The 23,442-nt window shown below is 70.6% G+C and carries 22 protein-coding genes; 15 read left to right on the top strand and 7 right to left on the bottom strand.

Annotated features, from left to right (window positions below):
• Positions 1-56: 56 nt before the first annotated feature.
• Genes ACXJJ3_RS40215 through ACXJJ3_RS40195 form a run of 5 tightly spaced genes read left to right on the top strand, consistent with a single transcriptional unit; the run spans position 57 to position 5,214 of the window.
• Positions 57-2,018, top strand: a complete 1,962-nt coding sequence (locus ACXJJ3_RS40215; RefSeq protein WP_458167277.1) for a potassium transporter Kup — start codon at positions 57-59, stop codon at positions 2,016-2,018.
• On the top strand, positions 2,018-2,848 hold the full coding sequence (locus ACXJJ3_RS40210) for a DUF6597 domain-containing transcriptional factor (protein WP_458167276.1): 831 nt from the start codon (positions 2,018-2,020) through the stop codon (positions 2,846-2,848). The genes ACXJJ3_RS40215 and ACXJJ3_RS40210 overlap by 1 nt, the downstream gene beginning before the upstream one ends.
• Positions 2,839-4,023 carry an FAD-binding oxidoreductase gene (locus ACXJJ3_RS40205; protein ID WP_458167275.1) on the top strand — a complete coding sequence of 395 codons (1,185 nt, stop codon included), beginning with the start codon at positions 2,839-2,841 and terminating at the stop codon, positions 4,021-4,023. The genes ACXJJ3_RS40210 and ACXJJ3_RS40205 overlap by 10 nt, the downstream gene beginning before the upstream one ends.
• Positions 4,020-4,610 carry a dihydrofolate reductase family protein gene (locus ACXJJ3_RS40200; protein WP_458167274.1) on the top strand — a complete coding sequence of 197 codons (591 nt, stop codon included), beginning with the start codon at positions 4,020-4,022 and terminating at the stop codon, positions 4,608-4,610. Before ACXJJ3_RS40205 ends, ACXJJ3_RS40200 begins: the two co-directional genes overlap by 4 nt.
• The gene (locus tag ACXJJ3_RS40195; protein WP_458167273.1) at positions 4,570-5,214 is read left to right on the top strand and encodes a DinB family protein; all 645 of its coding nucleotides are present in this window, start codon (positions 4,570-4,572) and stop codon (positions 5,212-5,214) included. Before ACXJJ3_RS40200 ends, ACXJJ3_RS40195 begins: the two co-directional genes overlap by 41 nt.
• Here the strand turns inward: ACXJJ3_RS40195 and ACXJJ3_RS40190 are convergent.
• The gene (locus ACXJJ3_RS40190; RefSeq protein ID WP_458167272.1) at positions 5,211-5,825 is read right to left on the bottom strand and encodes a maleylpyruvate isomerase family mycothiol-dependent enzyme; all 615 of its coding nucleotides are present in this window, start codon (positions 5,823-5,825) and stop codon (positions 5,211-5,213) included. The genes ACXJJ3_RS40195 and ACXJJ3_RS40190 overlap by 4 nt on opposite strands.
• 82 nt (positions 5,826-5,907) lie before the next feature.
• Between ACXJJ3_RS40190 and ACXJJ3_RS40185 the strand changes: the two genes are divergently transcribed.
• The 6 genes from ACXJJ3_RS40185 (at position 5,908) to ACXJJ3_RS40160 (ending at position 13,759) form a co-directional block, all read left to right on the top strand.
• The gene (locus ACXJJ3_RS40185; protein ID WP_458167271.1) at positions 5,908-7,122 is read left to right on the top strand and encodes a helix-turn-helix domain-containing protein; all 1,215 of its coding nucleotides are present in this window, start codon (positions 5,908-5,910) and stop codon (positions 7,120-7,122) included.
• Positions 7,123-7,282: 160 nt separating this feature from the next.
• Positions 7,283-9,136 carry an outer membrane protein assembly factor BamB family protein gene (locus ACXJJ3_RS40180; protein WP_458167270.1) on the top strand — a complete coding sequence of 618 codons (1,854 nt, stop codon included), beginning with the start codon at positions 7,283-7,285 and terminating at the stop codon, positions 9,134-9,136.
• A complete protein-coding gene (locus tag ACXJJ3_RS40175; protein WP_458167269.1) occupies positions 9,133-11,064 on the top strand; it encodes a hypothetical protein in 1,932 nt (643 codons plus the stop codon). The genes ACXJJ3_RS40180 and ACXJJ3_RS40175 overlap by 4 nt, the downstream gene beginning before the upstream one ends.
• A 24-nt stretch (positions 11,065-11,088) precedes the next feature.
• On the top strand, positions 11,089-12,309 hold the full coding sequence (locus tag ACXJJ3_RS40170) for a DegT/DnrJ/EryC1/StrS family aminotransferase (RefSeq protein WP_458167268.1): 1,221 nt from the start codon (positions 11,089-11,091) through the stop codon (positions 12,307-12,309).
• The gene (locus ACXJJ3_RS40165; RefSeq protein ID WP_458167267.1) at positions 12,306-13,034 is read left to right on the top strand and encodes a hypothetical protein; all 729 of its coding nucleotides are present in this window, start codon (positions 12,306-12,308) and stop codon (positions 13,032-13,034) included. The genes ACXJJ3_RS40170 and ACXJJ3_RS40165 overlap by 4 nt, the downstream gene beginning before the upstream one ends.
• The gene (locus tag ACXJJ3_RS40160; protein WP_458167266.1) at positions 13,028-13,759 is read left to right on the top strand and encodes an amidohydrolase family protein; all 732 of its coding nucleotides are present in this window, start codon (positions 13,028-13,030) and stop codon (positions 13,757-13,759) included. The genes ACXJJ3_RS40165 and ACXJJ3_RS40160 overlap by 7 nt, the downstream gene beginning before the upstream one ends.
• An 18-nt stretch (positions 13,760-13,777) precedes the next feature.
• On the opposite strand, the gene ACXJJ3_RS40155 is transcribed toward ACXJJ3_RS40160, so the two are convergent.
• The 4 genes from ACXJJ3_RS40155 to ACXJJ3_RS40140 all read right to left on the bottom strand — a co-directional run bounded on the left by ACXJJ3_RS40155 (position 13,778) and on the right by ACXJJ3_RS40140 (position 16,266).
• On the bottom strand, positions 13,778-14,326 hold the full coding sequence (locus ACXJJ3_RS40155) for a GNAT family N-acetyltransferase (protein WP_458167265.1): 549 nt from the start codon (positions 14,324-14,326) through the stop codon (positions 13,778-13,780).
• Between the two features lie 40 nt (positions 14,327-14,366).
• A complete protein-coding gene (locus tag ACXJJ3_RS40150) occupies positions 14,367-14,687 on the bottom strand; it encodes a hypothetical protein (RefSeq protein ID WP_458167264.1) in 321 nt (106 codons plus the stop codon).
• Between the two features lie 63 nt (positions 14,688-14,750).
• Positions 14,751-15,305, bottom strand: coding sequence for a CPBP family intramembrane glutamic endopeptidase (locus tag ACXJJ3_RS40145; RefSeq protein ID WP_458167263.1), 555 nt, complete (start codon positions 15,303-15,305; stop codon positions 14,751-14,753).
• A 379-nt stretch (positions 15,306-15,684) separates the two neighbouring features.
• A complete protein-coding gene (locus ACXJJ3_RS40140) occupies positions 15,685-16,266 on the bottom strand; it encodes a TetR/AcrR family transcriptional regulator (protein WP_458167262.1) in 582 nt (193 codons plus the stop codon).
• A 46-nt stretch (positions 16,267-16,312) separates the two neighbouring features.
• Here ACXJJ3_RS40140 and ACXJJ3_RS40135 point away from each other — a divergent pair, with 46 nt between their 5' ends.
• The gene (locus ACXJJ3_RS40135; protein ID WP_458167261.1) at positions 16,313-18,712 is read left to right on the top strand and encodes a beta-glucosidase H; all 2,400 of its coding nucleotides are present in this window, start codon (positions 16,313-16,315) and stop codon (positions 18,710-18,712) included.
• An 18-nt stretch (positions 18,713-18,730) separates the two neighbouring features.
• Here ACXJJ3_RS40135 and ACXJJ3_RS40130 read toward each other — a convergent pair whose 3' ends face one another.
• A complete protein-coding gene (locus tag ACXJJ3_RS40130) occupies positions 18,731-19,702 on the bottom strand; it encodes an ArsR/SmtB family transcription factor (protein ID WP_458167260.1) in 972 nt (323 codons plus the stop codon).
• 59 nt (positions 19,703-19,761) lie between these two features.
• Here ACXJJ3_RS40130 and ACXJJ3_RS40125 point away from each other — a divergent pair, with 59 nt between their 5' ends.
• From ACXJJ3_RS40125 to ACXJJ3_RS40115, 3 genes are read left to right on the top strand one after another with little or no spacing between them, the layout of a single operon-like run.
• Positions 19,762-21,015 carry an MFS transporter gene (locus ACXJJ3_RS40125; protein ID WP_458167259.1) on the top strand — a complete coding sequence of 418 codons (1,254 nt, stop codon included), beginning with the start codon at positions 19,762-19,764 and terminating at the stop codon, positions 21,013-21,015.
• On the top strand, positions 20,927-21,736 hold the full coding sequence (locus ACXJJ3_RS40120; protein ID WP_458167258.1) for an ATP-binding cassette domain-containing protein: 810 nt from the start codon (positions 20,927-20,929) through the stop codon (positions 21,734-21,736). The genes ACXJJ3_RS40125 and ACXJJ3_RS40120 overlap by 89 nt, the downstream gene beginning before the upstream one ends.
• Entirely contained in the window at positions 21,733-22,386 is a 654-nt protein-coding gene (locus tag ACXJJ3_RS40115) for a hypothetical protein (protein ID WP_458167257.1), read from the top strand. The genes ACXJJ3_RS40120 and ACXJJ3_RS40115 overlap by 4 nt, the downstream gene beginning before the upstream one ends.
• On the opposite strand, the gene ACXJJ3_RS40110 is transcribed toward ACXJJ3_RS40115, so the two are convergent.
• Entirely contained in the window at positions 22,387-23,439 is a 1,053-nt protein-coding gene (locus ACXJJ3_RS40110) for a LacI family DNA-binding transcriptional regulator (RefSeq protein WP_458167256.1), read from the bottom strand.
• Positions 23,440-23,442 lie beyond the last annotated feature (3 nt).

Genomic DNA, 23,442 nt, shown 5'->3' with positions numbered 1-23,442 from the left:
ACCCAACTGCTCGACATGCGCTCCGATAGCTCCCAAGGCGGGTATCGTCCGGTGCCGTGACGGATCAGCAAGTGCCCAGCACCGACGAAGACCCTGGGCAACCGACGGGACCCAGCGCTTTCCACGACACGGCCAAGCTCGCCGTGGTCGTCGGCGCGCTCGGTGTGGTGTTCGGCGACATCGGCACCAGCCCCATCTACACCCTGCAGACGGTGTTCAACCCCGCCGACCCGCACCCGGTGCCGCTCAGCGACCACAACGTGTACGGCGTGGTCTCACTGATCTTCTGGTCGGTGATGATCATCGTCACCGTCACGTACATCCTGCTCACGATGCGCGCGGACAACAACGGCGAGGGCGGCGTGGTTGCGCTGATCACGCTGCTCCGCAAGTGGCGCCAGACGCACCCGGGCCGGAAGGCCGCCGCGGTACTGGCGACCGTGGGCCTGTTCGGCGCGTCGCTGTTCTTCGGCGACGGCATGATCACCCCGGCGATCTCGGTGCTGTCCGCGGTCGAGGGCCTCAAGACGGTGCAGCCGTCGCTGGGCGAGTACGTCATCCCGATCACCGCGGTGATCATCATCGGGCTGTTCATGGTCCAGCGCCGCGGCACCGAGTCGATCGGCCGGGCGTTCGGGCCGGTGATGATCGTCTGGTTCGCGGTGATCGGCGCGGCCGGGATCGGCGGCATCTTCACCCACGTGCAGATCCTCAAGGCGCTCTCCCCGACGTACGCGGTCAGCTTCCTGGCCGGGCACTTCCACATCGCGTTCTTCGCGCTCGCGGCGGTCGTACTGTCGATCACCGGCGCCGAGGCGCTGTACGCCGACATGGGCCACTTCGGGCGGAAGGCGATCAGCCGGGGCTGGCTGTTCCTGGTCCTGCCGGCCCTCACGCTCAGCTACATGGGTCAGGGCGCGCTGATCCTGAAGAACCACGAGAACATCAGCAGCCCGTTCTTCCTGCTGGTCCCGAGCTGGGGCCGGCTGCCGCTGGTACTGCTCGCGACCGCGGCGACCGTGATCGCGTCGCAGGCCGTGATCACCGGCGCCTATTCGGTGATGGCGCAGGCCGCCCGGCTCGGGTACCTGCCGCGGCTGCGGGTCACGCACACCTCGGCGACCACGATCGGCCAGATCTACGTACCGTTCGTCAACTGGCTGCTGTTCGTGTCGGTGCTGACGCTGATCTTCGCGTTCCGCAGTTCGGCCGCGCTGGCGTACGCGTACGGCATGACCGTGACCGGGACGATCAGCATCACCACCCTGCTGTTCTTCTACGTCGCGCACTACCGCTGGAAGATCCCGAAGTGGGTGATCATCGCCGGCGCTACGCCGCTGCTGCTGATCGACGGGCTGTTCATCGCGGCGAACCTGACCAAGCTGCTGCACGGCGCGTGGCTGCCGCTGCTGATCGCGCTGACCGCGTTCACCGTGATGACGACGTGGCAGCGCGGCCGTGAGGTCGTCACTCAGGAGCGGGAGCGGGCCGAGGGTTCGCTGCAGGAGTTCATCGACGAGCTGAGTTCCGGCAAGCTCGCGGTCCGGACGGTCCCGGGTACGGCGATCTTCCTGAACCGCGGTGGCGTCAGCACCCCGCTGGCGCTGCGCGCGAACGTCAAGCACAACGAGGTCCGCCACGAACACGTGGTCATCGTCGCGATCGACACCGAGCCGGTGCCGCGGGTCGCCGACGAGGACCGGGTCACGGTGAACGACCTCGGGTACGGCGACGACGGCATCACGCACGTCACGATCAAGTTCGGCTACATGGAGCGCCCCGACGTACCGGCCGCGCTGGCGCTGCTGGATCCGGCCCAGTCCGAGGGCCCGCTCGACCTCGACAAGGCGTCGTACTTCCTGTCGAAGATCGAGCTCCGCCGTGGCAAGGCCAAGACGATGGCGGGCTGGCGCAAGCAACTCTTCCTCGCCACGTCCCACATCACCGCGGACGCCGCCGAGGCCTTCAGCCTCCCCCGCGACCGCACGATCATCATCGGCTCGCACATCGAGGTCTGATGACCCAGACGTACGACGAGAGCGCGCCGGAGCCCGCACTGGCCGGTCTCGTCCGTACGGTCTGGGTCCAGCGCACCGGGGCGGCGCCGTACCCGCAGCGGGATCTGCCGACGGGTGGTGTCGAGCTGCATTGCCCGGTCGGCGGCGTACCGCGGCTGATCGGGCCGTTGACGCGGGCGCACCTGCAGGTGATCCCGCCGCGGACGACGATCGTCGGCGTCCGGTTCATGCCGGGCGCGGGGACACGGCTGCTCGGCGTACCGGCCGATGAGCTGGTGGATTGCGCGGTCGAGCTGTGGGGGCCGGTGGCGGACGCGATCGGGTCGGTGGTGGCGGGGGCGGCGAGTCCGCGGCTCGCGCTGCTAGGGGTGCAGCGGTGGCTCGCCGGGCGGGAGTTGCGGCCGGATCCGGTGGTCGCGGAGCTGGTACGGCGGTTGATGCCGTGGGAGCCGGCCGCGATCGCGACGCTGGCGGACGAATTGGCGCTGTCCGAGAGCCAGTTGCGGCGGCGCTGCCTGACCGCGACCGGGGTCGGGCCGAAGACGCTGCAGCGGACGTTGCGCTTCCAGGGGTACCTCGCGCTGGCGCAGGCCGGTTTCGGGAGTGGGCTGGCGGATCTGGCGGCTGAGGTCGGGTACGCCGATCATGCGCATCTCACCCGGGAGTGCGTACGGCTGGCCGGGGTGACGCCGCGCGATCTGCTCGGGGACAAGGCGGACCGGTGCGATTGCGGGCATGACCACACCGCGTCGTGGGCGCCGTTCCTGGGCGCACGTTTCGTTCAAGCGCGCCGGGCGGGTGCTGCCCTAGCGTCGGCGTCATGGAGCTGATCGGGGCAGACCACGAGCTGTACGACGGCTTGCGGAGGCCGGCGCAACCGCGGTACGCCGAGATCCGCCCGCGGGCGATCGCGCGCTGCGCGTCTCCCGATGATGTGGCGGAAGCTCTCGCGTACGCCCGATCACGAAGTCTTCCGGTCGCGCCGCGAGGCGGCGGGCACTGCTTCGCCGGACGCTCATCCACCACCGGCCTGCTGATCGATCTGTCTCCAATGGACGGCGTGTCCGTGGAGGACCGCCGAGTGACGGTTGGAGCCGGGGCGCGGCTTGTGGGGGTTTATCGGGGGTTGTACGAGTATGGGCTGACGCTTCCGGCTGGGTGTGGGGCGACGGTGGGGATTGTGGGGCTGACGCTCGGCGGTGGGCTCGGGCTATTGGGGCGGCGGTACGGGTTGACGTGTGACCGGCTGGCCGACGCGACGGTGGTGCTTGCTAACGGCAACGTTGTGCGAGGGGACGACGAGCTGCTCTGGGCGTTGCGGGGTGCGGGCGGTGGGTTCGGGGTGGTGACGTCGCTGGTGTTCGACGCCGTACCGTCGCCGGCCGCGACGCGGTTCCGGATCAGGTGGGCGCGGGAGCGGGCCGCCGACGTGATCGCGGCCTGGCAGGACTGGGCGCCGGATGCGGCCGATGACGTGACCGCGAGTCTGGCAGTGGCGGGTGATCGCGTGGAGGTGTTCGGGGCCAGTCTGGGTGCGTTCGATCGCGGGCCATTCGCGGACGGGGAGCTGGAGGTGCGGGATGATCTGAGCTGGCCCGCGCTCAAGGCGAGCCTGTCGGAGGACGGCGACGGCCGCGTCGTGCACAGTAAGTCGGAGTTCGTCCACACCGCACTCCCCCGCGCCGTGATCGCCGACCTGCTCGGCACCGGCTGCGACCTGAACTTCACCCCGATGGGCGGCGCCTACAACCGCGTCCCGGCCGACGCGACCGCCTTCGCGCACCGCGACGAACGCTTCCTCCTCGAACACACCGGACCCGATCGGGACGCCGTACGCCGCTCGTGGTCGGTCGCGCATCCGCACGCGTCCGGGCATGCGTATCCGAACTTCCCCGATCCCGAGGTCCCCACGCGGGCCTACCACGGCGTGAACTACGAGCGATTGCTGACTCTCAAACGCAAGTACGATCCCACCAACACCTTCCGCTCCGGAGGCATCGGATGATCCGTTTGTACATGAGCGTCTCGGTCGACGGCTTCGTGGTCGGGCCGGACGACAGCGCCGAGCAGCCGATGGGCCGTGGCGGCTTCCGGCTGTTCAACTGGCTCGATGACCGCGACTCCGACGGCCCGAGTGGCCGGGTGTATGCCGAAGCACTCGCCACCGGCGCGCTGATCGCCGGGCGCCGGACGTACGAACACGCCGGCCGCTGGCAGGGCGACCACCACGACGGCGTACCGATGTTCATCCTCACCCACCACCCGGACGACGTACCTCCCGGGACCGCGCGGTATGTCACCGACGTCGCCGAATGCGCCGCGCTGGCGAAAGCCGCGGCGGGCGACCGCGACGTGATGGTCCACGGCGCAGGTGCCGCCCAGGCGCTGCTCCGCGCCGGCCTGCTGGACGAGATCGAACTACACGTCGTGAACGTGCTGCTCGGCCAGGGCCGCCGGCTGTTCGACAACCTCCCAGCGGAGTGCATCGAACTGGAGAACGTACGTCAACTGACAGACCGAGATGTCACCCACCTTCGCTACCGTGTCCTGAATGACCCCCGAGAAGACACTGCTGCTGAACCACCTCGCTGAGGTCCAACGCTCGCTGCTCTGGAAGGTCGAGGGGCTGGACGACGACGCCCTGCGGCGGCCGATGACGCCGACCGGCACGAACCTGATCGGCATCGTGAAGCACCTGACCGGGATCACCTACGGCTATCTGGTGGAGTCGTTCGGCCAGCAGCAGGCCGCGGATCGGCTGGGTGGGGTGCCTGACGACGAGGAGCTGTTCTTCGGGCTCGATCTGTGGGCGACGCCGGACGAGTCCGTGGCCGAGCTTGTCGGGGCGTACGAGCGGGCGTGCACGGCGGCCGCCCGGGTGGTCGGGGCGCTCGACCTGGAGGTGACCGGGACGCATCACAGCGGGAGCACCGTGACGCTGCGCGAGATGATTCTCACCGTCCTGCTCGACACCACCCGGCACACCGGCCACGCGGACGTCGTCCGCGAGCTGACCGACGGCCGCGTCGGCTCCCGGGCCGGTGATCCGATGTCGCCGGACGACGCGGAGTACCTGCGGATGTACCGCGCCCGCATCACCGGCGAGATCGACCGAGACACGTGGATGACGTACGTCCGCGGCCTCCCCGACTACGACCCGAAAGCCTGGGAAGAGTTCACAGCGCGGAACTCCTAGAGCCAGGCCGGCAGCGGTTCCGCGGGAGCGCCGGCCGGGGTCGTGACGTCGGCGTACGGGCGACCGGACAAATATGCGGCGAGCTCCGGCAGCGGCCCGTCGACCTCCGGCACGTCGCCGCGTGAGGTGCGGATGTCGTCGCACAGGCGGGTGAGGAAGTCGCTCGGGAGGTGCGCGAACGTGACCCCGGCGCCGAGGTCGACCGCATGGATCATCACCTCGCGCGACCGCATCCACGGCACCTCACTGGCCGGGATCGGGGCGCCCCGGGACGTGAGCACCTGGGTCTGCCACTGGTCGTCGGTGAGCGACACCATCGAGGCCCGCAGTACGGCGCACGCCTCGTCGAACCAGGTCCGCAGCTCCTCGGCGGGCCGCGACGACGCCTTCTCGATGTCGGCGTTGCGGGCGTCCGCGGACGGGTACATCCGGCGCTCCTCACCGGTGCGGGCCCAGTACACGAGGTTGCCCAGGGCCTCCGCGTTCAGCGCGAGGTGCGCGGCCACGTGGCGTCGCGACCACCCCGGCAGCAGTGACGGTGCCTCCAGGTCGGCCAGTGCGCCGCGGCACAGCGCCGTACCCTCGTCGATCCAGTCCAGAACCCGGTCCATAGGTGGAACGTAGCCCACGACGGCGCGGGTTCTTGCAGCGGTCGGGTGTTCTGGCGAGACTGGCCCGCATGGGGACCCGCGCATGGTGACGACGATCGGAGTAGTGGGACCGTCGGACCTGGTCACCTCCAGCAGCCGGATCGTGAAGGGTCTGCGCGGCGTCGAGGTCGTGCCGCTGCGGTACCGCCGGGAGACCGACACCCCGAAGGTGATGGCGGACGCGCCGGGCAGCGTCGACGCGTGGCTGTTCACCGGTGTGGTCCCGTACCAGATCGCCGCCGCGCAGGACCTGCTCGACCGGCCGGCCGCGCATGTCGAGTACACCGGCGCCACGCTGATGCGGACCCTCGTGCAATTGCTCAGTGAGGGCCACGACGTGAGGTCGCTGAGCATCGACGTGCTCGACGAGGCCGATGTCCGGGAGACGTTCGACGAGGTCGGGCTGCCGATGCGCGGCGTCAAGGTGCTGCCGTACCGGCCGGGGCTGAGCCTGGACGAGATCGTCGCGTTCCACCGGCAGGCGAAGGCCGAGGTCGCGATCACCTGTCTGCGGTCGGCGTACGAGAAGCTCCGCACCGAGCAGACAACGGTCCGGCTCGCGCCGTCGGTGCACTCGGTGCGCACGGCGGTGAACAGTCTGCTGCTCGTTCATGACGCATTGCGCAGCGACGATGCGCAGATCGCGCTCGGGCTGGTCGAGATCGCGCCGGACGCGGAGAGTGCGCTGCGCCGCGAGGCGGGCTCGCTCGGCGGCAGCGTGCTGCGGTACGACGACAAGCGCTGGCTGGTGATCGCGACCCGCGGACCGCTCGAGCAGGCGACCGCCGCGTTCACCGAGCTGAGCATGCTGACCCGGCTGAAGGAACAGTTCGGGCCGGTCCGGATCGGGTTCGGCATCGGTGGCTCCGGGACCGAGACCGAGGTACTGGCCCGCCGCGCCCTCGGCCGCGCGAAGACAGCCGGCCGTACGGCGGCCGTGGTGTCGCTGCGCAACGACATCGACCTGGTCCTGGTCGGCGGCGCCGCGCCCCGCGCGCAGCAGCGCTCGAAACTCCAGCTGCTCGCCCAGCGCGCCGGCCTCTCGAAGGCGACCCTCGAACGCCTCCAGGAACTCGTCCGCGCCACGCCGGACGACGGCCTGACGACGCGCTCGGTCGCGGACCACCTCGGCATCCAGCCGCGCACCGCCCGCCGAGTCCTCAACCGCCTCGAACGCGCCGGCCTCGCGGACGCCACCGGCACCCAACTCGGCACCGGCAGCGGCCGTCCGCTGGTGGTCTACCGCGTCCATCTGTAAATCGTTCAGAGCTGATTGTTTCCCGAACGGTTGACGCACTCACGCACGTCCGGCTAATTTCAGCCATGACCGTAATTCGGTGCGCACTGTCCCGGGAGGCCTTGTGGACAAGCGATTCGCACGGGGATTGATCAGTGTTCTTCTCATCTGCACAGGATTCGTGAGTGTTTCCGCACCAGCGCACGCCACACTTCCGGCCCCGGCCGTAACCGACCTCGGCCCGGCGTCCGCCGTCACTTCGACCAGCGTCGCCGAGCAGGTCGGCGACCGGATCTGGACCATCACCTCCGGCGTCTCCCCCGTCCAGGTCGGATCCTTCGACCCCGCGACCAGGACCGTCGACCGCAAGCTCTCGCTGCCGACCGGCGCCGGCGCCTGGGCGATGACGCACCTCGGCACCGACCTCTACATCGGGCTCTACACGCCCGGCGACGTCTACAAGGTCGACACCACGACCGGCACCGCGACGAAGGTCGCGCAGTTCGGCTCGTTCATCTGGTCGATCGCCGCGACCCCGGACGGCAGAATCGTCGCCGGCACCTACCCGGACGGCGCGGTCCACGAGTACGACCCGGCCACCGGCGCGACCCGGTCGTACGGCGCCGCGGCCGCCGGCGAACAGTACGTCCGGAGCATCGCCGCCGACGCGACCACGATCTACGCGGGCGTCGGCACCAAGGCGCACCTGATCGCGATCGACCGGGCGACCGGCGCGCGCCGCGAGATCCTGCCGGCGAAGTACGCGGACCGGACGTTCGTCGCCACGCTCGCGCTCGACGGGACGAAGCTCGCCGCGGGCCTCTCCCCCACCGGCACGATGCTCGTCTACGACACGAACGACCTGAGCAACCCGGTGGAGGTCCAGACGCCGGGCGGCGACCAGTACGTCACCGCGATCACGCTGAGCGGCGCCGACGTCTACCTCGGCACCCGCCCGTCCGGCACGCTCTACCGGTACCGCGACGCCGCGCTGACGCGGCTCGGGTCGCCGTACGACGGGGCGTACTTCAACCGGATCTTCGCCGGCGGAGGCACGGTCCGCGCCGAGCTGACCAGCCAGGTCGTCGACTTCGACGAGACGACCGGGGCGTTCACCGGGACCGACCTCGGACAGGCCGGGTTGCCGCCCGCGCCCGAACAGGCGATGGCGATCACCGCGACGCGGTCGTCGGTGCTGGTCAGCGGGAAGGCCGGCATCCAGGTGCACGATCTGGCGACCGGTACGAGTACGCGGACGTTCCTGCCCGGTGAGGCGAAGACGATGACACCGGTCGGGCAGAGCGTGTACCTCGGCGTCTACACGCTCGCCCGGCTCTGGCAAATGCAGCCCGACGGTACGGCGCTGCACGAGCTCGGGCAGATCGGGAACGAGCAGACCCGCCCGACGGATGCGGCGTACGACGAACGATCGCGGACGTGGCTCATCTCCACCGAGCCCGACTACGGGAAGTACGACGGGACGCTGGTCGAGCAGCATCTCGACAGCGGGCAGCGGGAGGTGCATCGCGGGGTCGTGCCGCAGCAGTCGGTGCGGTCCGTGGACACCGCCGGCGGGGTCGCGTACCTCGGTGGGGCGACGCGCAACAGCCTCGGCACCGACCCGATCTTGCCGGAGGCAACTGTTGTGGCGTTCGACCTGCGGAGCAACCGGACGCTGTGGGAGACGGCGCCGCTGGCGAAGGCGCAGAGCTACAGCGACGTGGTGGTGTATCGGGGCCGGCTGTACGCGACCACCGACGACGGGCGGCTCGCCGTACTGGATCCGCGCACCGGGAAGCTGCTCGGGAGCGCGACGATCGGCAGCGGGCAGAGTCGGCTGGCGATTGCTCGCGGTGGGTTGTACGGGACCGACAGCACACGTGTTTTCAAGGTCGACGGTACGACGGTTAGCACCGTGGTCGACGGGCTTGGGGCGCAGATCTACAGCTATCCGTTGATCACGGCGTCGCGCAACGGGGACGCGCTGTACACGATCAAGGGCCGCAACCTGGTCCGGATCGGCGGTCTCCGATGAAGTTCACCCGTCGAACCGCCCTCACAGGAGCCCTCGCAAGCACTGCGCTCACCGCCCTCCCCACCACCGCACGCGCGCGTGGGCCGATCGACGGCACGACACTTCCGACCACCGGGCCTGCGGTGACGACTGCGGCTGTTGTCGCGATGGCTGTGCTCGGCGGGCACGCCTACCTGATCAGCCGCGGCATCGTCCCACCCCGCCTGACCGAGGTCGACCTCACCACCCGCCGCGTCACAAGAACCGTCGAACTCCCCGTCGGCGAAGGCGGCTGGGGCATCACCGTTGCCGCCGGCAAGGTGTACGTCGGCCTCTACCCGGTCGCCGACGTCTACTGTTTCGACCCGGCCGACGCATCCCTCACCCGGGTCGGCAGCCTCGCCGGCGCCGGCGGCTTCGTCTGGGACCTCACCACCTCCCCCGACGGCCAGGTCTTCGCGGTCAGCTACCCGAACGGCGCCGTCTGGCAGATCGACCCCGCGACCAACAAACCGACCCAGCTCGGCACCCCCGTTCCCGGCGCCCAGTACGGCCGGTACGTCGGTGCCGCAGGCAACTACGTGTACGCCGGCATCTACACCCCGTCGCAGCTCGTCGCCTACGACCGCACCACCAGCACCTTCCACGACCTCACACCAGCAAGTGCCCGCGGCCAGAACTTCGGCCCGTTCGCCGCCGCCCCCGACCGCCTCTACGCAGGCAGCAGCCAAGCGCTCCTCACGATGGCCCTCGACGGCACCGACGTACGCACCGTCCCACTGCCCACCGGCGAGACCGGCGTCGACGCGCTCACGGTCGCCGCCGACGGTACGGCGTACCTCACCACCCGCACGTCCGGCACGGTGTGGTCGTGCGGCCCCACCGACGCCGTCCTCACCGCGGTCGGCACGCCCGCGCCCGCGGACGAGCACCGGCGGATCGTGCTGCTCGATCCGGACACGTTGCTCGGCTCGACCGGATCGGGCGTCCTCTGGTGGCTCGACGTACGGACCGGTGCGTTCGAGCTGCTGGATCTCGTCGACGCCGGGTTCACGCCCGCGCCGGACAAGCCGCAGTCGATCGCGCTCGGCGACCCGCACCTGTACGTCGGCGGCCACTGGGTCGTCTCCGAACACGCAGGCGACCAGGTCCGGCGGCTCCGCGTCGCGGGTGAGGCCAAGACGCTCACCTGGATCCGCGGCGAGCTCTACACGGCGCTGTACCCGAGCACCGAGGTCGTCCGGGTCAACCCGCGCACCAAGGACGTCCACAGCTTCGGCACAATCGGACACGAGCAGATCCGCCCCTGGCAGGCGGCGTACGACGAGAGGTCGAAGCTGCTCGCGATCGCGTCCGCGCCCGGCACCGGAAAGCTCACCGGCGCCCTCACGCTGCTCGACGTCCGCACGGGCGAGCTGGACGTGCACTACGGCGTACTCCCCGACCAGAGCGTGATGTCGGTCCACGTCGTCGACGGCATCGCGTACCTCGGCGGCGACGTGGTCGGCGGTGGCGGCATCACTCCAACGCGGGCCAGCGCCGCGATCGCCGCGTTCGACCTCGCCCGGCGCGAGCTGCTCTGGACCGCCGAGCCGCTGGCCGGAGAACGCTCGATCCAGAGCGTCGCCGTCCACAACGGAGTCCTGTACGGCGTCCTGAAGCGGACCAGCGGCTCGTGGTTCACGTACGACCTGCGGACGCGAGCAGTCTCGAAAGGCACGAACCAGCTCTCCGGCTACGGTCAGCTCTTCGTTGACCGGACCGGGGTCTACTGTGAGACGAACTTCGGCGGGAACCTGTACCAGCTCGGCCCGGGGACGGCGAAACTGCTGGTGAACAAGCTCGGCGACGGGTGGTACACCGTCCCGCAACTGGCGCCGGTCCGCGGCACCCGGCACAGCGTGTGGGGCCTGTCCGACCGCGACCTCGTCCAACTGCCATTGCCCTGAGCAACCAACGGAGGGATTGCTGTCATGGAGAAGCTCGCACGGGACGGCGGTACGCCGGTCCGCACCGAGCCGCTGCCGTCGACGATGGACGCCAGCGGGAGGCGGTTCGGCGACGACGAGGTGAAAGCCGTGGAGCGGGTGCTGCGCAGCGGCATGCTGTCGGCCACCTGGGGTGCCGAGGTGCCGGCGCTGGAAATGGAGTTCGCCTCGCTGCTCGGCGCCGGGTACGCGGTCGCGTGCAGTTCGGGGACCGCGGCGCTGCACCTGGCCGTCGCGGCGGTGAACCCGGATCCGGGCGACGAGATCATCACCACGCCGATCAGCGACATGGGCACGGTGTTCCCGATCATGATGCAGAACGCCGTACCGGTGTTCGCCGACGTCGACCCGATCACCGGGAACCTGACGCCGGAGACGGTCGAGGCCGCGATCACGCCGCGGACCAGGGCGGTGATCGTCGTGCACCTGTTCGGCAAGCCGGCCGCTGTCCGGGAGCTCCGTGAGCTGTGCGACCGGCACGGGATCCTGCTGATCGAAGACTGCGCGCAGGCGTACCTCGCGCCGGTCGGCGACACGTACGTCGGCCGCATCGGGCACATCGGCTGCTTCAGCCTCCAGCAGACCAAGCACATCAGCGCCGGCGACGGCGGGCTGACCGTCACCGACAACGCGCAGCACGCGCGCCGGATGCGGCTGTTCGCGGACAAGGGCTGGCCGCGCGACACCGACGAACGCACGTACCTGTTCCTGGCGCTGAACTACCGGATGACCGAACTGGTCGCCTCGGTGACCCGCGCCCAGCTCACGAAGCTCCGCGGCGTCGTCAAGGATCGGCGTACGGCGGCCGCCCGGCTGACCGCCGCGATCGGTGACCTGGCCGGCGTCACGGCACCACCCGACGGCGGCGACCACGTCTACTGGCAGTACCCGCTCATCATCTCCGCAGCCGCCGGCGACATGCGCGAATGGGCCGCAGCGCTGACGGCCGAAGGCGTACCGGCGAACGGCGGCTACCTGACCAGCCCGCTGTACGCCGCGCCCGCCGTCCGCGAGCGTGTGACGTACGGGAACTCCGGGTACCCGCTGCAGGACGTCGAGTACCCGGTCGGCCTGTGCCCGAACGCCGAGGAACTGATCGGCCGTACCCTGCTCGTCCTGCCCTGGAACGAGAACTACACCGACGCCGACGTCGACGACATCGCCGCCGCCGTCCGCAAGGTCCACAGCGCCCTGGAGCCCCGATGAGTGAGACACCCCGGCTGCTCGACTGCGACATCCTGGTCGGGCACGACGTGACGACGGGCCGCTGGGGACGGCCCGAGAACATCGCCAAGGTCCTCGCGGACAGCGGGATCTCCGGCGGCATGGTGTCCGCGCTACGGGCCGTGCACTTCGACGTACCGTCCGGGAACGCCGAGGCCACGGAGGTTGCCGCTGGCAACGGATGGACGGCCTGCCCGGTACTGGACCTGCGCGACCCGCTCGGCGCCGAGAAGGAGCTGGAGCGGCTGCTCGGCGGCGACGCGCCGCCGCGGGCGGTCCGGCTGGCGCCGACGGCACAGGCGGTCGAGCCCGGGTACCCGTCGTTCGAGCACGTCGCCCGGCTGCTCGCCGACGCCGGGCTGACGATCTTCACCGAGGGCGACGTCCGCAAGGTCGGACCGGCGCTGCGCGGGCTCGGCGCCCGGGTGGTGTTCCTCGACACGCACTTCTACTACCTCGGCGACTTCGTGCTGCTCGCGCGTTCGGAGCCCGGGTTCCACACCTCGACGCGGATGCTGACCGGGCCGGACTCGCTGGAGATCGTCGCCGCCGAGGTCGGCGCGGAACGGCTCGTCCTCGGTTGCCGGACCCCGTTCCACGAGACCCGGTCCGTCGTACGCCGGTTGCTGACCTCGAAGCTGAGCCCCGACGAGATCGCGCAGGCCGGCAGCCGCAGCCTCGAGACCCTGCTGGAGGCGACATGCTGATCGACGTCCACGCGCACTGGGGTCCGTGGTTCTTCTCGATGGACGTCGCGAGCATCGGCGTGAACATCGACGGGCTGGACCGGTTCGGCATCGACCTGCAGCTGGTCTCCGCGATCGAGGCGATCGTGTACGACGCCCCGCTCGGCAACCGCTCGCTCGCCGCCCAGCTCCCGGCCGACCCGCGGCTGCGCGGCATGATCGTCGTCGACCCGCGACGGCTGGACGAGGCCCGCAAGGACCTCGACGAACTCCTCGCCGGCGACGGCCGGACGCGGTGGGTCGGCGCGAAGATCCACAGCGAGTACAGCCGGACGCCGATCAGCACGCCGCCGATGCAGGCCGCGATCGAGCTGACCACGGAGTACGGCCTGCCGACCCTCGTCCACACCTGGGGCGACACCGTGGTCGACCTGGCCGACGTCGCGGCCCGGGTCCCCGGCGCGCGGGTCCTCGCCGGCCACATGGGCGCGAACGGCTGGCCCCGCGTCCCCGAAGCCGCCGACCGGACCGACCGGATCTGGTTCGAGCCGTGCTGGTCCGCGCCGGAGGCGAACCGGATCCGCTGGATCCTCGACCGCATCGGCCACGACCGGATGATGTTCGGCACCGACGCCACCCTCATCGACCCGTCCGTAGCCCTGGGCGCCCTGGAGGCAGCCGCCCTAACCCCAGCCGAACAAGCCGCCATCACCCACACCACCGCCCAGGCCCTCTTCAACCTCTGACTTTCCGGAAAGAATTCGTCAGATGGTGCCGTTTTCTTTCCGGAAAGCGCCGTTCACGAAGACCAGGATGTCGGTTTCGGGGCCGCGGACCTCGGGTTCCTGCCAGCCGAGGTGGCGGTAGAAGGCGATCGCGGCGTGGTTCTGGTTCCAGGCGAGCAGCCAGGCGCGGGTGTTGACGCGGGTCGCCGACTCCAGCAGGCGGCGGGCCAGGCCGGTACCGCGGGCATGGGCGAGGACGCCGAGCTCGTCGACCTCGAACGCGCCGACCAGCAGCTCGTCGACCTGCTCCGCGCCGATCCGGTCCAGCACGCTGCCGTACGACCGATCGGTCCGGAACGGCGCCGGCGTCGTCCAGCCGGTCAGGAACCCGGCGATCCGCCCGTCCTCCGACCGCTCCACCCACGCCTGGAACCCGTCCCGCTCGGCGTCGCCCTCGAGCCGTTTCCGGAACGCGGCCCGGGTCTCGTCGGCGTCGCGGTGTTCGAACGGCGGCGCCGTGAACACCTCGACGTACGCCGTCGTCAGCTCGTCCGCGATTTCCAGGATGTCCCGCCCATGCGTGTACACCGCTCCAACCTAGGCGATGGAGCGGTGCGTTGTACTGCGATTACTTGGCGGCGGCCGCCTTCTCCATGGCCGGCGTACTGTCCGGAGCGGCCGCGGGAGTGGCGTCGGGCGTCGCCGCGATCGTCTCCAGCTCGGCGCGGAACTGCGGAAGCATCCAGCGCAGCGGCTGGTCCAGGACGCGCGCGATGGTCGCCTCGTCGACCTTCAGCAGGCCGCCGATCCGGGTGAGCGCGTCCGGCTCGTCGGTGGCGGCGTACAGCAGATGGACGACCTCGTGCCGGTGCGCGAACACCGCGAGCGCGGCGGCGGCCAGTCCGGCATCGATTTCTGGCGGATTCGTGATTTCCCCGTTGACTGTCACGTCTCCAACAACCCGCCGGGAGGCCGATCGGTTACGCGTCAGTCTTTACAGCTGCCCAAAGTCTCAGCTGGGGAGCCAGGAGACCTTGCCGAGCAGGTACGTCGCACCGATCAGTGCGGTGGTGTCGATCAGGGTGTGGGCCACGACCAGCGGCATCACGCGGCCCCAGCGGCGGTACAGGTACGTGAAGATCACACCCATGATCACGTTGCCGGCGAAGCCGCCGAGGCCCTGGTAGAGGTGGTACGAGCCGCGGACCAGCGCGCTGGTCGCGGTGGCGCGGCGCACCGACCAGCCGAGCTGGTCGAGCCGGTGGTTGAGGTAGCCGAGCACGATGACTTCCTCGAGTACGGCGTTCTGCGCGGAGACGGCGATCAGGATCGGGATCCGCCACCAGTAGTCCGGGAGCTGCGACGGGTCGACCGTCAGGTTCACGCCGGCCGCGTGTGCACCGATGTAGAACAGCAGTCCCGCGCCGCCGATCACCGCCGCGATCGCCGTACCCCGGCCGAGGTCGCGGCGGCGGTCCCGCAGGTCGAACCCGATCGTGCCGAGCGATTCCTTGCCCCGCGCCAGCAGATGCCCCACCAGCGCGACCGGCACCAAGGCCGTCACCACCGCAAACACCTGCCACGCCAAATCCAGCCAAGGCCGCCCCGGCGCCCGCGACCCCACAATCACCGCCGTCTGCCCACCCAACGGCTTCCCCGACGTCAACACCCCCGCAAACGAAATAACCGCCGCAACCCCCGAAGCCCCCAACGACAACCCCAAAACCAGCCAAACCTCCCACCCCAACACCCGCCTCCCCACACCAGCTGGCGCACCGGAGCCGCCTGCGGCGGGTTCTTCCGCAGGCCCTTCCCCGCCTTTACCTTCAGGTGCGGCAGCACCTCCTGCAGCTGCCTGCGCCGGAGGTGTGGAGGTGGTGGGTGCGTGCCCCTCGGCGGTTGTTGGGGTGACCTCGCCTTCGGGTGGGGTGGGTGTCATGGGTCAACTATTGCGCGCCCGGGGTGGCGAGGAGGGTGAGGAGGTGGTGGTAGGCGTCGGACGGGTCCGTGGTCAGTTGGTACTGGGACTGGATCTGGAGGCCGTCGGACAGGGCTATCAGGAGGGTGGCGATGGTGTCGGGGTCGGCTTCCGGGGTGATGCTGCCTTCGGACTGGCGGGTGCGGATGGTGTCGGCGAGGCGGGTGCGGAGGGCCGCGTAGCGGTCGACGAAGAACTGGTGGGACGTGTGCTCGGGATCGCCGGCCTCGGCGGAGAACGTGGAGTAGAGCTCGACCAGTCCGGGCACGGTGCCGTTGTGCCGGATGACTGCCTCCAGGCCGTCGATCGGGTCCTCGTCGGCGAACCGGGCGGCGTCGGCCTCGTCGCGGGCCCGGAGTACCCCCTCGAAGAGTTTCTCCTTCGAGCCGAAGTAGTGCAGCATGCCGGCCTCGCTGAGCCCGGCGGCGGCCGCCAGCTCGCGCGTCGACGTCTTGCGGTAGCCGTGCCGCGCGATCACCTCGAGCGCCGCGCGCAGGATCTCGGCGCGCTTCGCGACTCCCTTCGCGTACGGACCCCGGGAAGTAGCCATACCCAAAACCTAGCATCACTCGGTTTTGGGTCGTAGCATCGTCGGCATGAACTTCGACGACCTGCTCGGCCGGCTCTCCCTGGAGGAGAAGGTCCGGATCCTCACCGGCCAGGACTTCTGGTCCACCCACGCGCTGCCCGCGATCGGCCTCCGCTCGATGGTGCTGTCCGACGGTCCGAGCGGCGTCCGCGGCCCGGTCTGGGACGAGCGCGACCCGTCGCTGAACCTCCCGTCCGCGACCGCGCTGTCCTCCTCCTGGGACGTCTCGATCGCCCACCGGTACGGCGTGGTGTCGGCGCTCGAGGCGCGCCGCAAGAACGTCGACGTCGTACTCGGCCCGACGATCAACCTGCACCGTTCACCGCTGGGCGGGCGGCACTTCGAGGCGTTCAGCGAGGACCCGGTGCTGACCGCGGACCTCGCCGCCGCGTACGTCGCCGGCGTCCAGGAGCTCGGCGTCGGCGCCACCCCGAAACACTACGTCGCGAACGACTTCGAGACCGACCGCTTCACCGCGAATGTCGAGGTCGACGAGCGGACGCTGCGCGAGGTGTACCTGCTCGCGTTCGAGAAGGCGGTCACCGAGTCGAAGGCGTGGCTGGTGATGAGCGCGTACAACTCGATCAACGGCGCGACCGCGTCCGAGAACGACCTGCTCGAGACGCCGCTCAACACCGACTGGGGTTTCGACGGCGTGGTGGTGAGCGACTGGACCGCGGTCCGCAGCGTCGAGAGCGCGAAGCACTCCCAGGACCTCGCGATGCCCGGCCCGATCGGCGCCTGGGGCGACGCGCTGGTCGCGGCGGTCCGCTCCGGCGAGGTGAAGGAGGACGCGATCGACCGCAAGGTACGCCGAATCCTCGCACTCGCCGCCCGCGTCGGCGCGCTGGAAGGCACCGAGAAGCCCGCCGACCCGCCGCAGGTCGACGGCGTCGCCTTCGCCCGCACCGCAGCAGCCGAAGGCACCGTCCTGCTCCGCAATGACGGCATCCTCCCGTGGAAGAACCTCCAGAAAGTCGCGGTGATCGGGCACAACGCGCGGGATGCGCGCACGCAGGGCGGTGGTAGCGCGACCGTGATCCCGAAGCAGGTCGTCTCGCCGCTCGACGGGATTCGGGCGGCGCTGCCGGATGCCGAGGTCACCTACTCGATCGGCGCGGTCGTTCAGGAAGGTGTCGCCGAGCTGCCGCTGGGGACGATGAGTCACCCGGAGAGTGGCGAGCCCGGTGCGCGGGTGCGGTTCCTGGGGGCTGACGGCGCGGAGCTGTTCGCCGAGGACCGGTTCTCGAGCGCGCTGGTCTATCTCGGCGGCAACGCCCCGATCGGCGAGTCCGCCGTCTTCGAGTTCCACACCACCTGGACCCCGACCGAGTCCGGCACCGTCAACCTGGGCTTCGCGTCGGTCGGCAAGGGCCGGATCTTTGCCGACGGCAAGCTGCTCCGCGAGGACACCGCCGTACCGGTCGGCACCGACCTCGGCGCCGCGCTACTGTCCCCGCCGTCGATCTCGACCCCGCTCGACGTCACCGCCGGTACGCCGGTCGACGTCCGCGTCGAGCTCGATCTGCCCAAGGTGGAAGGTGGCCTCGGCAACGCCCTCAGCATCACCGTCGGCGTCGAGCCGGCGAACGACGACCCGCAGGCGCTGATCGACGCGGCCGTCGCCGCCGCCCGGGACGCGGATGTCGCGCTCGTTGTCGTCGGCACCAATTCGAAGGTCGAGTCCGAGGGCTACGACCGGACGACGCTCGACCTCCCCGGCCGCCAGGACGACCTGGTCCGCGCCGTCGCCGCGGCGAACCCGCGTACGGTCGTGGTCGTCAACGCCGGCTCCCCCGTCCTCCTCCCCTGGCGGGACGACGTCGCGGCGGTCCTGGCGACGTACTTCGGCGGCCAGGAGTACGGCGATGCGCTCGCCGACGTACTGCTCGGCCGGACCGAGCCGGGTGGTCGTCTGCCCACCACCTGGCCGCGCGAGCAGGCCGACGTACCGGTCATCGACGTCACGCCGGACAACGGCGTCGTGCGGTACGACGAGGGCATCCACATCGGGTACCGCGCCTGGCTGAAGGCGGGCACGGAGCCGGCGTACGAGTTCGGCCACGGCCTCGGCTACACGACGTGGGAGCTGTCCGACCTGCGCGCGAACGACCCGTCGTCGGTCGCGCTGACGGTCCGCAACACCGGCGACCGATCCGGCAAGCACGTCGTCCAGGTGTACGTCGAACGCCCGGACAGCGCGGTCGACCGCCCGGTGCGCTGGCTGGCGGGATTCGCCGTCGTACGGCTGGACGCCGGCCAGGCCCGCGAGATCACGGTCCAGTTGCACCACCACACCTTCGAGCACTGGGCCGACGGCTGGACGACGGAGCCCGGTGCTTTCACGATCCGAGCCGGCTCGTCGGTTTCGGACCTCCCGCTCTCCACGGAGCTCGAGGTCCGTTAGCTGCCCGGCTGTGCGAGCTCATCGGGGCTCGGGAGGGTTCGATGCCGGCCGCCGTACGACGCGGCGGCCGGTGTCGGACTGCCAGTACAGGACGGAGCGCCCGGACCGCCGGCGCTCCAGCAGACCCGCGTCGGTCAGCACCCGCAGGTGGTCGGAGATCGTTGCCAGCGACAACCCGGTCGTTGCCGCGAGCAACGTCGTACTGACCGGCGTGGCCGCCTCGGCGAGGATCAGCGCGCGGTTCCGGCCGAGCAGCTGCACCAACGGCTCGTCCGGCGTCTCCGTCGGCGCGAAGATCCCGGTCACCGGGTACGTGAGCGCGAACCGGTCCGGTAGCCGCCAGCTGACGTTGACCCGCTGCGTGTGCGCCGCGATGAACATCAGGTCCCGCCCGCGGACGTCGGTCGGCGGGTAGTCCCACCGGTTCACCTGGATCCGCCCGTCGCCGAGCCACCGCACGTCCGGGCCGAGTCCCCGCAGTACGCCGGACCACCCCTGCTCGCTGAGCCGCGCCGTCCGCGACACGACGTCGGCCTGCAGCACCCGCAGCCGCCGCGGCCAGTCGGGCTCGACCGTCTCCGTCCACACCCAGCGCAGCAGCTCCGCCGCGGCCGCGGACAGCCCGGACGTCTCGCGGACGATGGCCGGCAGCGGCGTCCGTACGACGCTGAGGTCGGCGCGGATGTGGTCGTCGTCCAGCGACGTCAGGTACGCGAGCTCCGCCTCCAACGTCAGGTCCGGCTCGAGCGGCGGCACGGTCAGGAAGTCCGCCGCCCAGCTCACCCCGAACGCGCTCTCCAGCAGCGCCGTCCACAACGGATGAGCGTCGAGCACCGCCCGGTACGCCGCCACGTGCGCGTCCTTCCACGGCCGGAACCACGGCTCGACGGGCGTCCGCAGCAGCTTCAGCGCGGCCACCGTCTCGGTGAGCTGCGAGGTCCCGAACCGCGCGTTCACGAGCGTGTCGGCATCGACCAGGAATTCGGACAACGTTTCGCCTCCACCCGAAACTGTAGGCGGCGACGAGCCTGCCGTCGATCCTGCACATCATGGGCACCTACCGGGCGATCTTCGCCAACGCCGAGTTCCGGAACCTGTGGATCGGGAGCTCGCTGAGCAACGCGTCGGCGACGATGACCAGCCTGACGCTCGCGTTGATGGTCGACACCGCGACCGGGTCTGCGCTGCTGTCCGCGATGATCATGTTCGGGCCATCGCTGGCGCAGATCCTCGGACTCTCGACGTTGATGTCGGCGGCCGACACGGCCCGGCCGCGGCAGATCCTCACGCTGCTCAGCCTGCTCGCGACCGTCGAGGTCGCGGCGCAGGCCGCATTCGACCTGCCGCCCGGCGCGCGGCTGGTGCTGGCGCTCGCGCTGGCGTACGGCTTGTCGATCGGGTCCGGCGCGCGCTGGGGACTGCTCGGCGAGGTGGTCGACGAGCGGCAGTTCGTGCTCGGCCGATCCGCGATCAACCTGTCGGTCGGCGCGATGCAGATCGCGGGCTTCGGGATCGCCGGCGTCCTGTTGCAGGCGCTCAGCCCGTCGACCGTGCTCTGGCTGGCCGTCGGCTTCTCCGCGGTCGCCGTACCGGTCAACCGGTTCGGGCTCCGGGACCGGCCGCCGCGGCGGGTCGCGCGGACCGGCCTCGCGGAGACCTGGCGCGGCAACCGCACGCTGCTCGCGCAGCGACGTACCCGGCCGTTGTTCGTCGCGCTCGCGATCCCGAACGGGCTGATCGTCGGCTGCGAGGCGTTGTTCGTCCCGTACGCCGGCTCGCGCGCGGGCTGGCTGCTCGCCGCCGGGGCGGCCGGGATGATGACCGGTGATCTCGTGGTCGGGCGGTTCCTGAGCCGCAACGGCCGCCGGATCGCGGGGCAGGTGCTGCGGTTGGTGCTCGCCGTACCGTTCCTTGGGTTCGCGTTCGACCTGCCGATCGCGGTGCTGTGCGTCCTGGTCGCGATCGGCAGCAGCGGGTACTCGGCGTCGCTCGCGCAGCAGGAGTTGCTCGTCGATCTCACTCCGCTCGAACTCCGCGGGCAGGTGCTCGGGCTGGAGTCCGCACTGCGGATGACGACGTTCGGCGTGGTCGCGATCCTGGCCGGTGCGCTGGCCGACCTGACCTCGCCCGCGCAGACCATGACGTTGTGCGCCGCGGCGTCGCTGCTGGTCTCCGTCGGGCTGACGAGACCGCTCCGCCGGATAGGCTCGCCGCATGGAAGCGGTGCGGCTGCGGAGGGTCTCCAAACGGTACGGGCGGCGGGAGATCCTGACCGACGTCGACCTGCACCTGAACGCGGGTGAACTGGTCGCGCTGATCGGCGCCAACGGCTCGGGCAAGTCGACCGTACTGCGGTTGCTCGTCGGCCTGTCGCACCCGTCCGCAGGCTCCGTGGAACGGGCCGCCCGGGTCGTCGGCTACGTCCCGGACGTGTTCGCATCGCACGACCGGCTGTCCGCGGCGGCGTACCTGCGACACCTCGGACGGATCCGCGGGCTCAGCACCCAGGCGGCCCGCGACCGTTCGCACGAGCTGCTGGAGCGGCTCGCGCTCTCGGGCGGCTCGGATACCCCGATGCGCAAGCTGTCCAAGGGCAACGCGCATAAGGTCGCGGTCGCCCAGGCGCTCCTCGACCCGCCCGAGCTGCTCGTCCTCGACGAACCGTGGTCCGGTCTCGACGCCGCCACCCACAGCACCCTGCGCGAGCTGCTCACCGAGACCGCCGGGCAGGGCGCCGCCGTCGTGTTCACCGAGCACTCGGCCGAGACCGTCCGCATGACCGCGACCCGGGTCTGCGAGATCACCCGTGGCCGGCTCACCACGACCGAGGAGCAGCTGAGCCTCACCGAGGTCTCGCTGGTCCCGGGTGCCGAGATCGACTGGCTGCGCCATCCCGACGTCCTCGACGTACGACGGCAGGACGGACGCGTCACGCTGACGCTGCCGACGGGCCGCCACGACGCGGCACTGCTCACCGCGCTGAACCACGGCTGGTCGGTCACGACGGTACGGCGGGTCCGATGAGCGCGCTGTACCGGTACCTGATGCACAGCGTGCTGCTCTCCCAGCGGTACCTCCCGCCGATGCTGATCTTCTTCGGCGTGATCGCGGTCGGTACGACGTCCGACAACGGGCCGCTGCAGTCGTCGTACGGGTTCTGTGTGCTGGTGATGTTCGTCTGCTCGACGTGGATGACGGTCGCGATCGTGAACCACGAGGACCCGACGCAGCGGCAGATCACGCTGGTCACGGTCGGGAGTTCGTTGCGGGTGCTCGCGATGACGATCGCGGTGGTGCTGAGCTGGTGTGCGCCGCTGCTCGTGTTCGGGCTGATCTGCCCGATCGTGACCGGCAGCCATCAGGTGACGGCGGGCGACGTCCTGATCGGCGTGGGGTCGCAGCTCGCGGCGGCGTTGCTCGGGGCCTCGATCGGGGTGCTGTGCTCGCGGCTGGTGATCCGGCGGATCGGGATCGCGATGCTGTCCGCGGTGACGCTGATCCTGCTGATGATGATCCGCCGGATCTCGCCGATCCGCGCGCTGATGAAGGTGCTGTCGGACGAGAAGACGGCGGCCGTCAACGCCGTACCGACGACGTTGCTCGCGGTGCTCTGCCTGGCGGTCCTGGTCGCCGCGGTCCTGGCGACCCGGACGATCGCCGACCGCCGCGACTGATCAGGACGCCGCGATCGACGACAGGCCGTGCTGGGCCGCAGAGCCGCGGACGATCAGCGAGGTGGCGAGCTCGACGTGGTGCGACGCCACGGACTCCCCCGCCGCGAGCTGCAGCGCCGTCCGGAGCGCGACCGCGCCCATCTCGCGGAGCGGCTGCCGGACCGTGGTGAGCGGCGGTGACGCGAGCCGCGCGACCTCGGTGTCGTCGAAGCCGACCAGGCTCAGGTCTTCCGGGACCCGGAGCCCGCGCGCCCGGGCCGCCTCCAGGACCCCGAGCGCCACCTCGTCGCTGCCGGCGAAGATCGCGGTCGGCCGGTCCCGCAGGTCGAGCATCGCGGCCCCGGCGGCCACGCCGTCGTCGTACAGGAAGTCGCTCAGCCAGACGTACTCCGTCGGGATGCCCGCACCGACCGACTCCATCGCGTTTCGGTAGCCGCTCATCCGGGCCTGGTTGCAGCGCGACGTCGGCGGGCCGCCGATGTACGCGATCCGCCGGTGGCCGAGCGACAGCAGGTGCTGGGTCGCGGCCATCCCGCCGGCGAAGTTCGTCGAGCCGACGCTGGTCACGTCCGGCTCCGGGGTGTTCGCCGGGTCGATCACCACGATCGGCAACCGGGCCCGCGACAACGCCGCCAGGTCGGCCTCGGCCAGCGAACTGGTGAGCCCGATCGCGGCCCGGCGGCCGTTCGCGATCAGGTGCCGGATCCAGGTCGCGGCCCGGCCCGGGGCGGCGCCCGCGGACGGCGGGTGCTTCGGCCGGGAGTTCAGGACCACGTCGACACCAGCCGCCTGGCCCGCCTCGACGACGCCCTGGATCACCTCGACCGAATACGCGTTGACGACGCCCTGGTAGAACAGCTCGACCGTCTCGCGCTGCACCGGCTCCGGGCGGCGCCCGACGTACCCGTGCTTCTCCAGCACCTCCTGGACCCGGGCCCGGGTGGCCGGCGAGACGTCACTGCGCCCGTTCAGCACCTTGGAGACCGTGGCGATCGAGACTCCGGCCGATCCGGCGACGGTGGCCAGGGTGACGCGCCCCTTCAACCGCGACATCTC

It is taken from the genome of Kribbella sp. WER1, from assembly GCF_054189145.1.
This window is presented reverse-complemented; position numbering and strand designations above follow the sequence as displayed.

Coding starts and splice junctions, on each gene's coding strand:
- ACXJJ3_RS40190 (WP_458167272.1), bottom strand. CDS start 5,825: ATGGACCGGGTTCTGGACTGGATCGACGAGGGTACGGCGCTGTGCCGC.
- ACXJJ3_RS40185 (WP_458167271.1), top strand. CDS start 5,908: ATGGTGACGACGATCGGAGTAGTGGGACCGTCGGACCTGGTCACCTCC.
- ACXJJ3_RS40165 (WP_458167267.1), top strand. CDS start 12,306: ATGAGTGAGACACCCCGGCTGCTCGACTGCGACATCCTGGTCGGGCAC.
- ACXJJ3_RS40205 (WP_458167275.1), top strand. CDS start 2,839: ATGGAGCTGATCGGGGCAGACCACGAGCTGTACGACGGCTTGCGGAGG.
- ACXJJ3_RS40135 (WP_458167261.1), top strand. CDS start 16,313: ATGAACTTCGACGACCTGCTCGGCCGGCTCTCCCTGGAGGAGAAGGTC.
- ACXJJ3_RS40140 (WP_458167262.1), bottom strand. CDS start 16,266: ATGGCTACTTCCCGGGGTCCGTACGCGAAGGGAGTCGCGAAGCGCGCC.
- ACXJJ3_RS40110 (WP_458167256.1), bottom strand. CDS start 23,439: ATGTCGCGGTTGAAGGGGCGCGTCACCCTGGCCACCGTCGCCGGATCG.
- ACXJJ3_RS40160 (WP_458167266.1), top strand. CDS start 13,028: ATGCTGATCGACGTCCACGCGCACTGGGGTCCGTGGTTCTTCTCGATG.
- ACXJJ3_RS40120 (WP_458167258.1), top strand. CDS start 20,927: ATGGAAGCGGTGCGGCTGCGGAGGGTCTCCAAACGGTACGGGCGGCGG.
- ACXJJ3_RS40210 (WP_458167276.1), top strand. CDS start 2,018: ATGACCCAGACGTACGACGAGAGCGCGCCGGAGCCCGCACTGGCCGGT.
- ACXJJ3_RS40175 (WP_458167269.1), top strand. CDS start 9,133: ATGAAGTTCACCCGTCGAACCGCCCTCACAGGAGCCCTCGCAAGCACT.
- ACXJJ3_RS40115 (WP_458167257.1), top strand. CDS start 21,733: ATGAGCGCGCTGTACCGGTACCTGATGCACAGCGTGCTGCTCTCCCAG.
- ACXJJ3_RS40195 (WP_458167273.1), top strand. CDS start 4,570: ATGACCCCCGAGAAGACACTGCTGCTGAACCACCTCGCTGAGGTCCAA.
- ACXJJ3_RS40170 (WP_458167268.1), top strand. CDS start 11,089: ATGGAGAAGCTCGCACGGGACGGCGGTACGCCGGTCCGCACCGAGCCG.
- ACXJJ3_RS40200 (WP_458167274.1), top strand. CDS start 4,020: ATGATCCGTTTGTACATGAGCGTCTCGGTCGACGGCTTCGTGGTCGGG.
- ACXJJ3_RS40125 (WP_458167259.1), top strand. CDS start 19,762: ATGGGCACCTACCGGGCGATCTTCGCCAACGCCGAGTTCCGGAACCTG.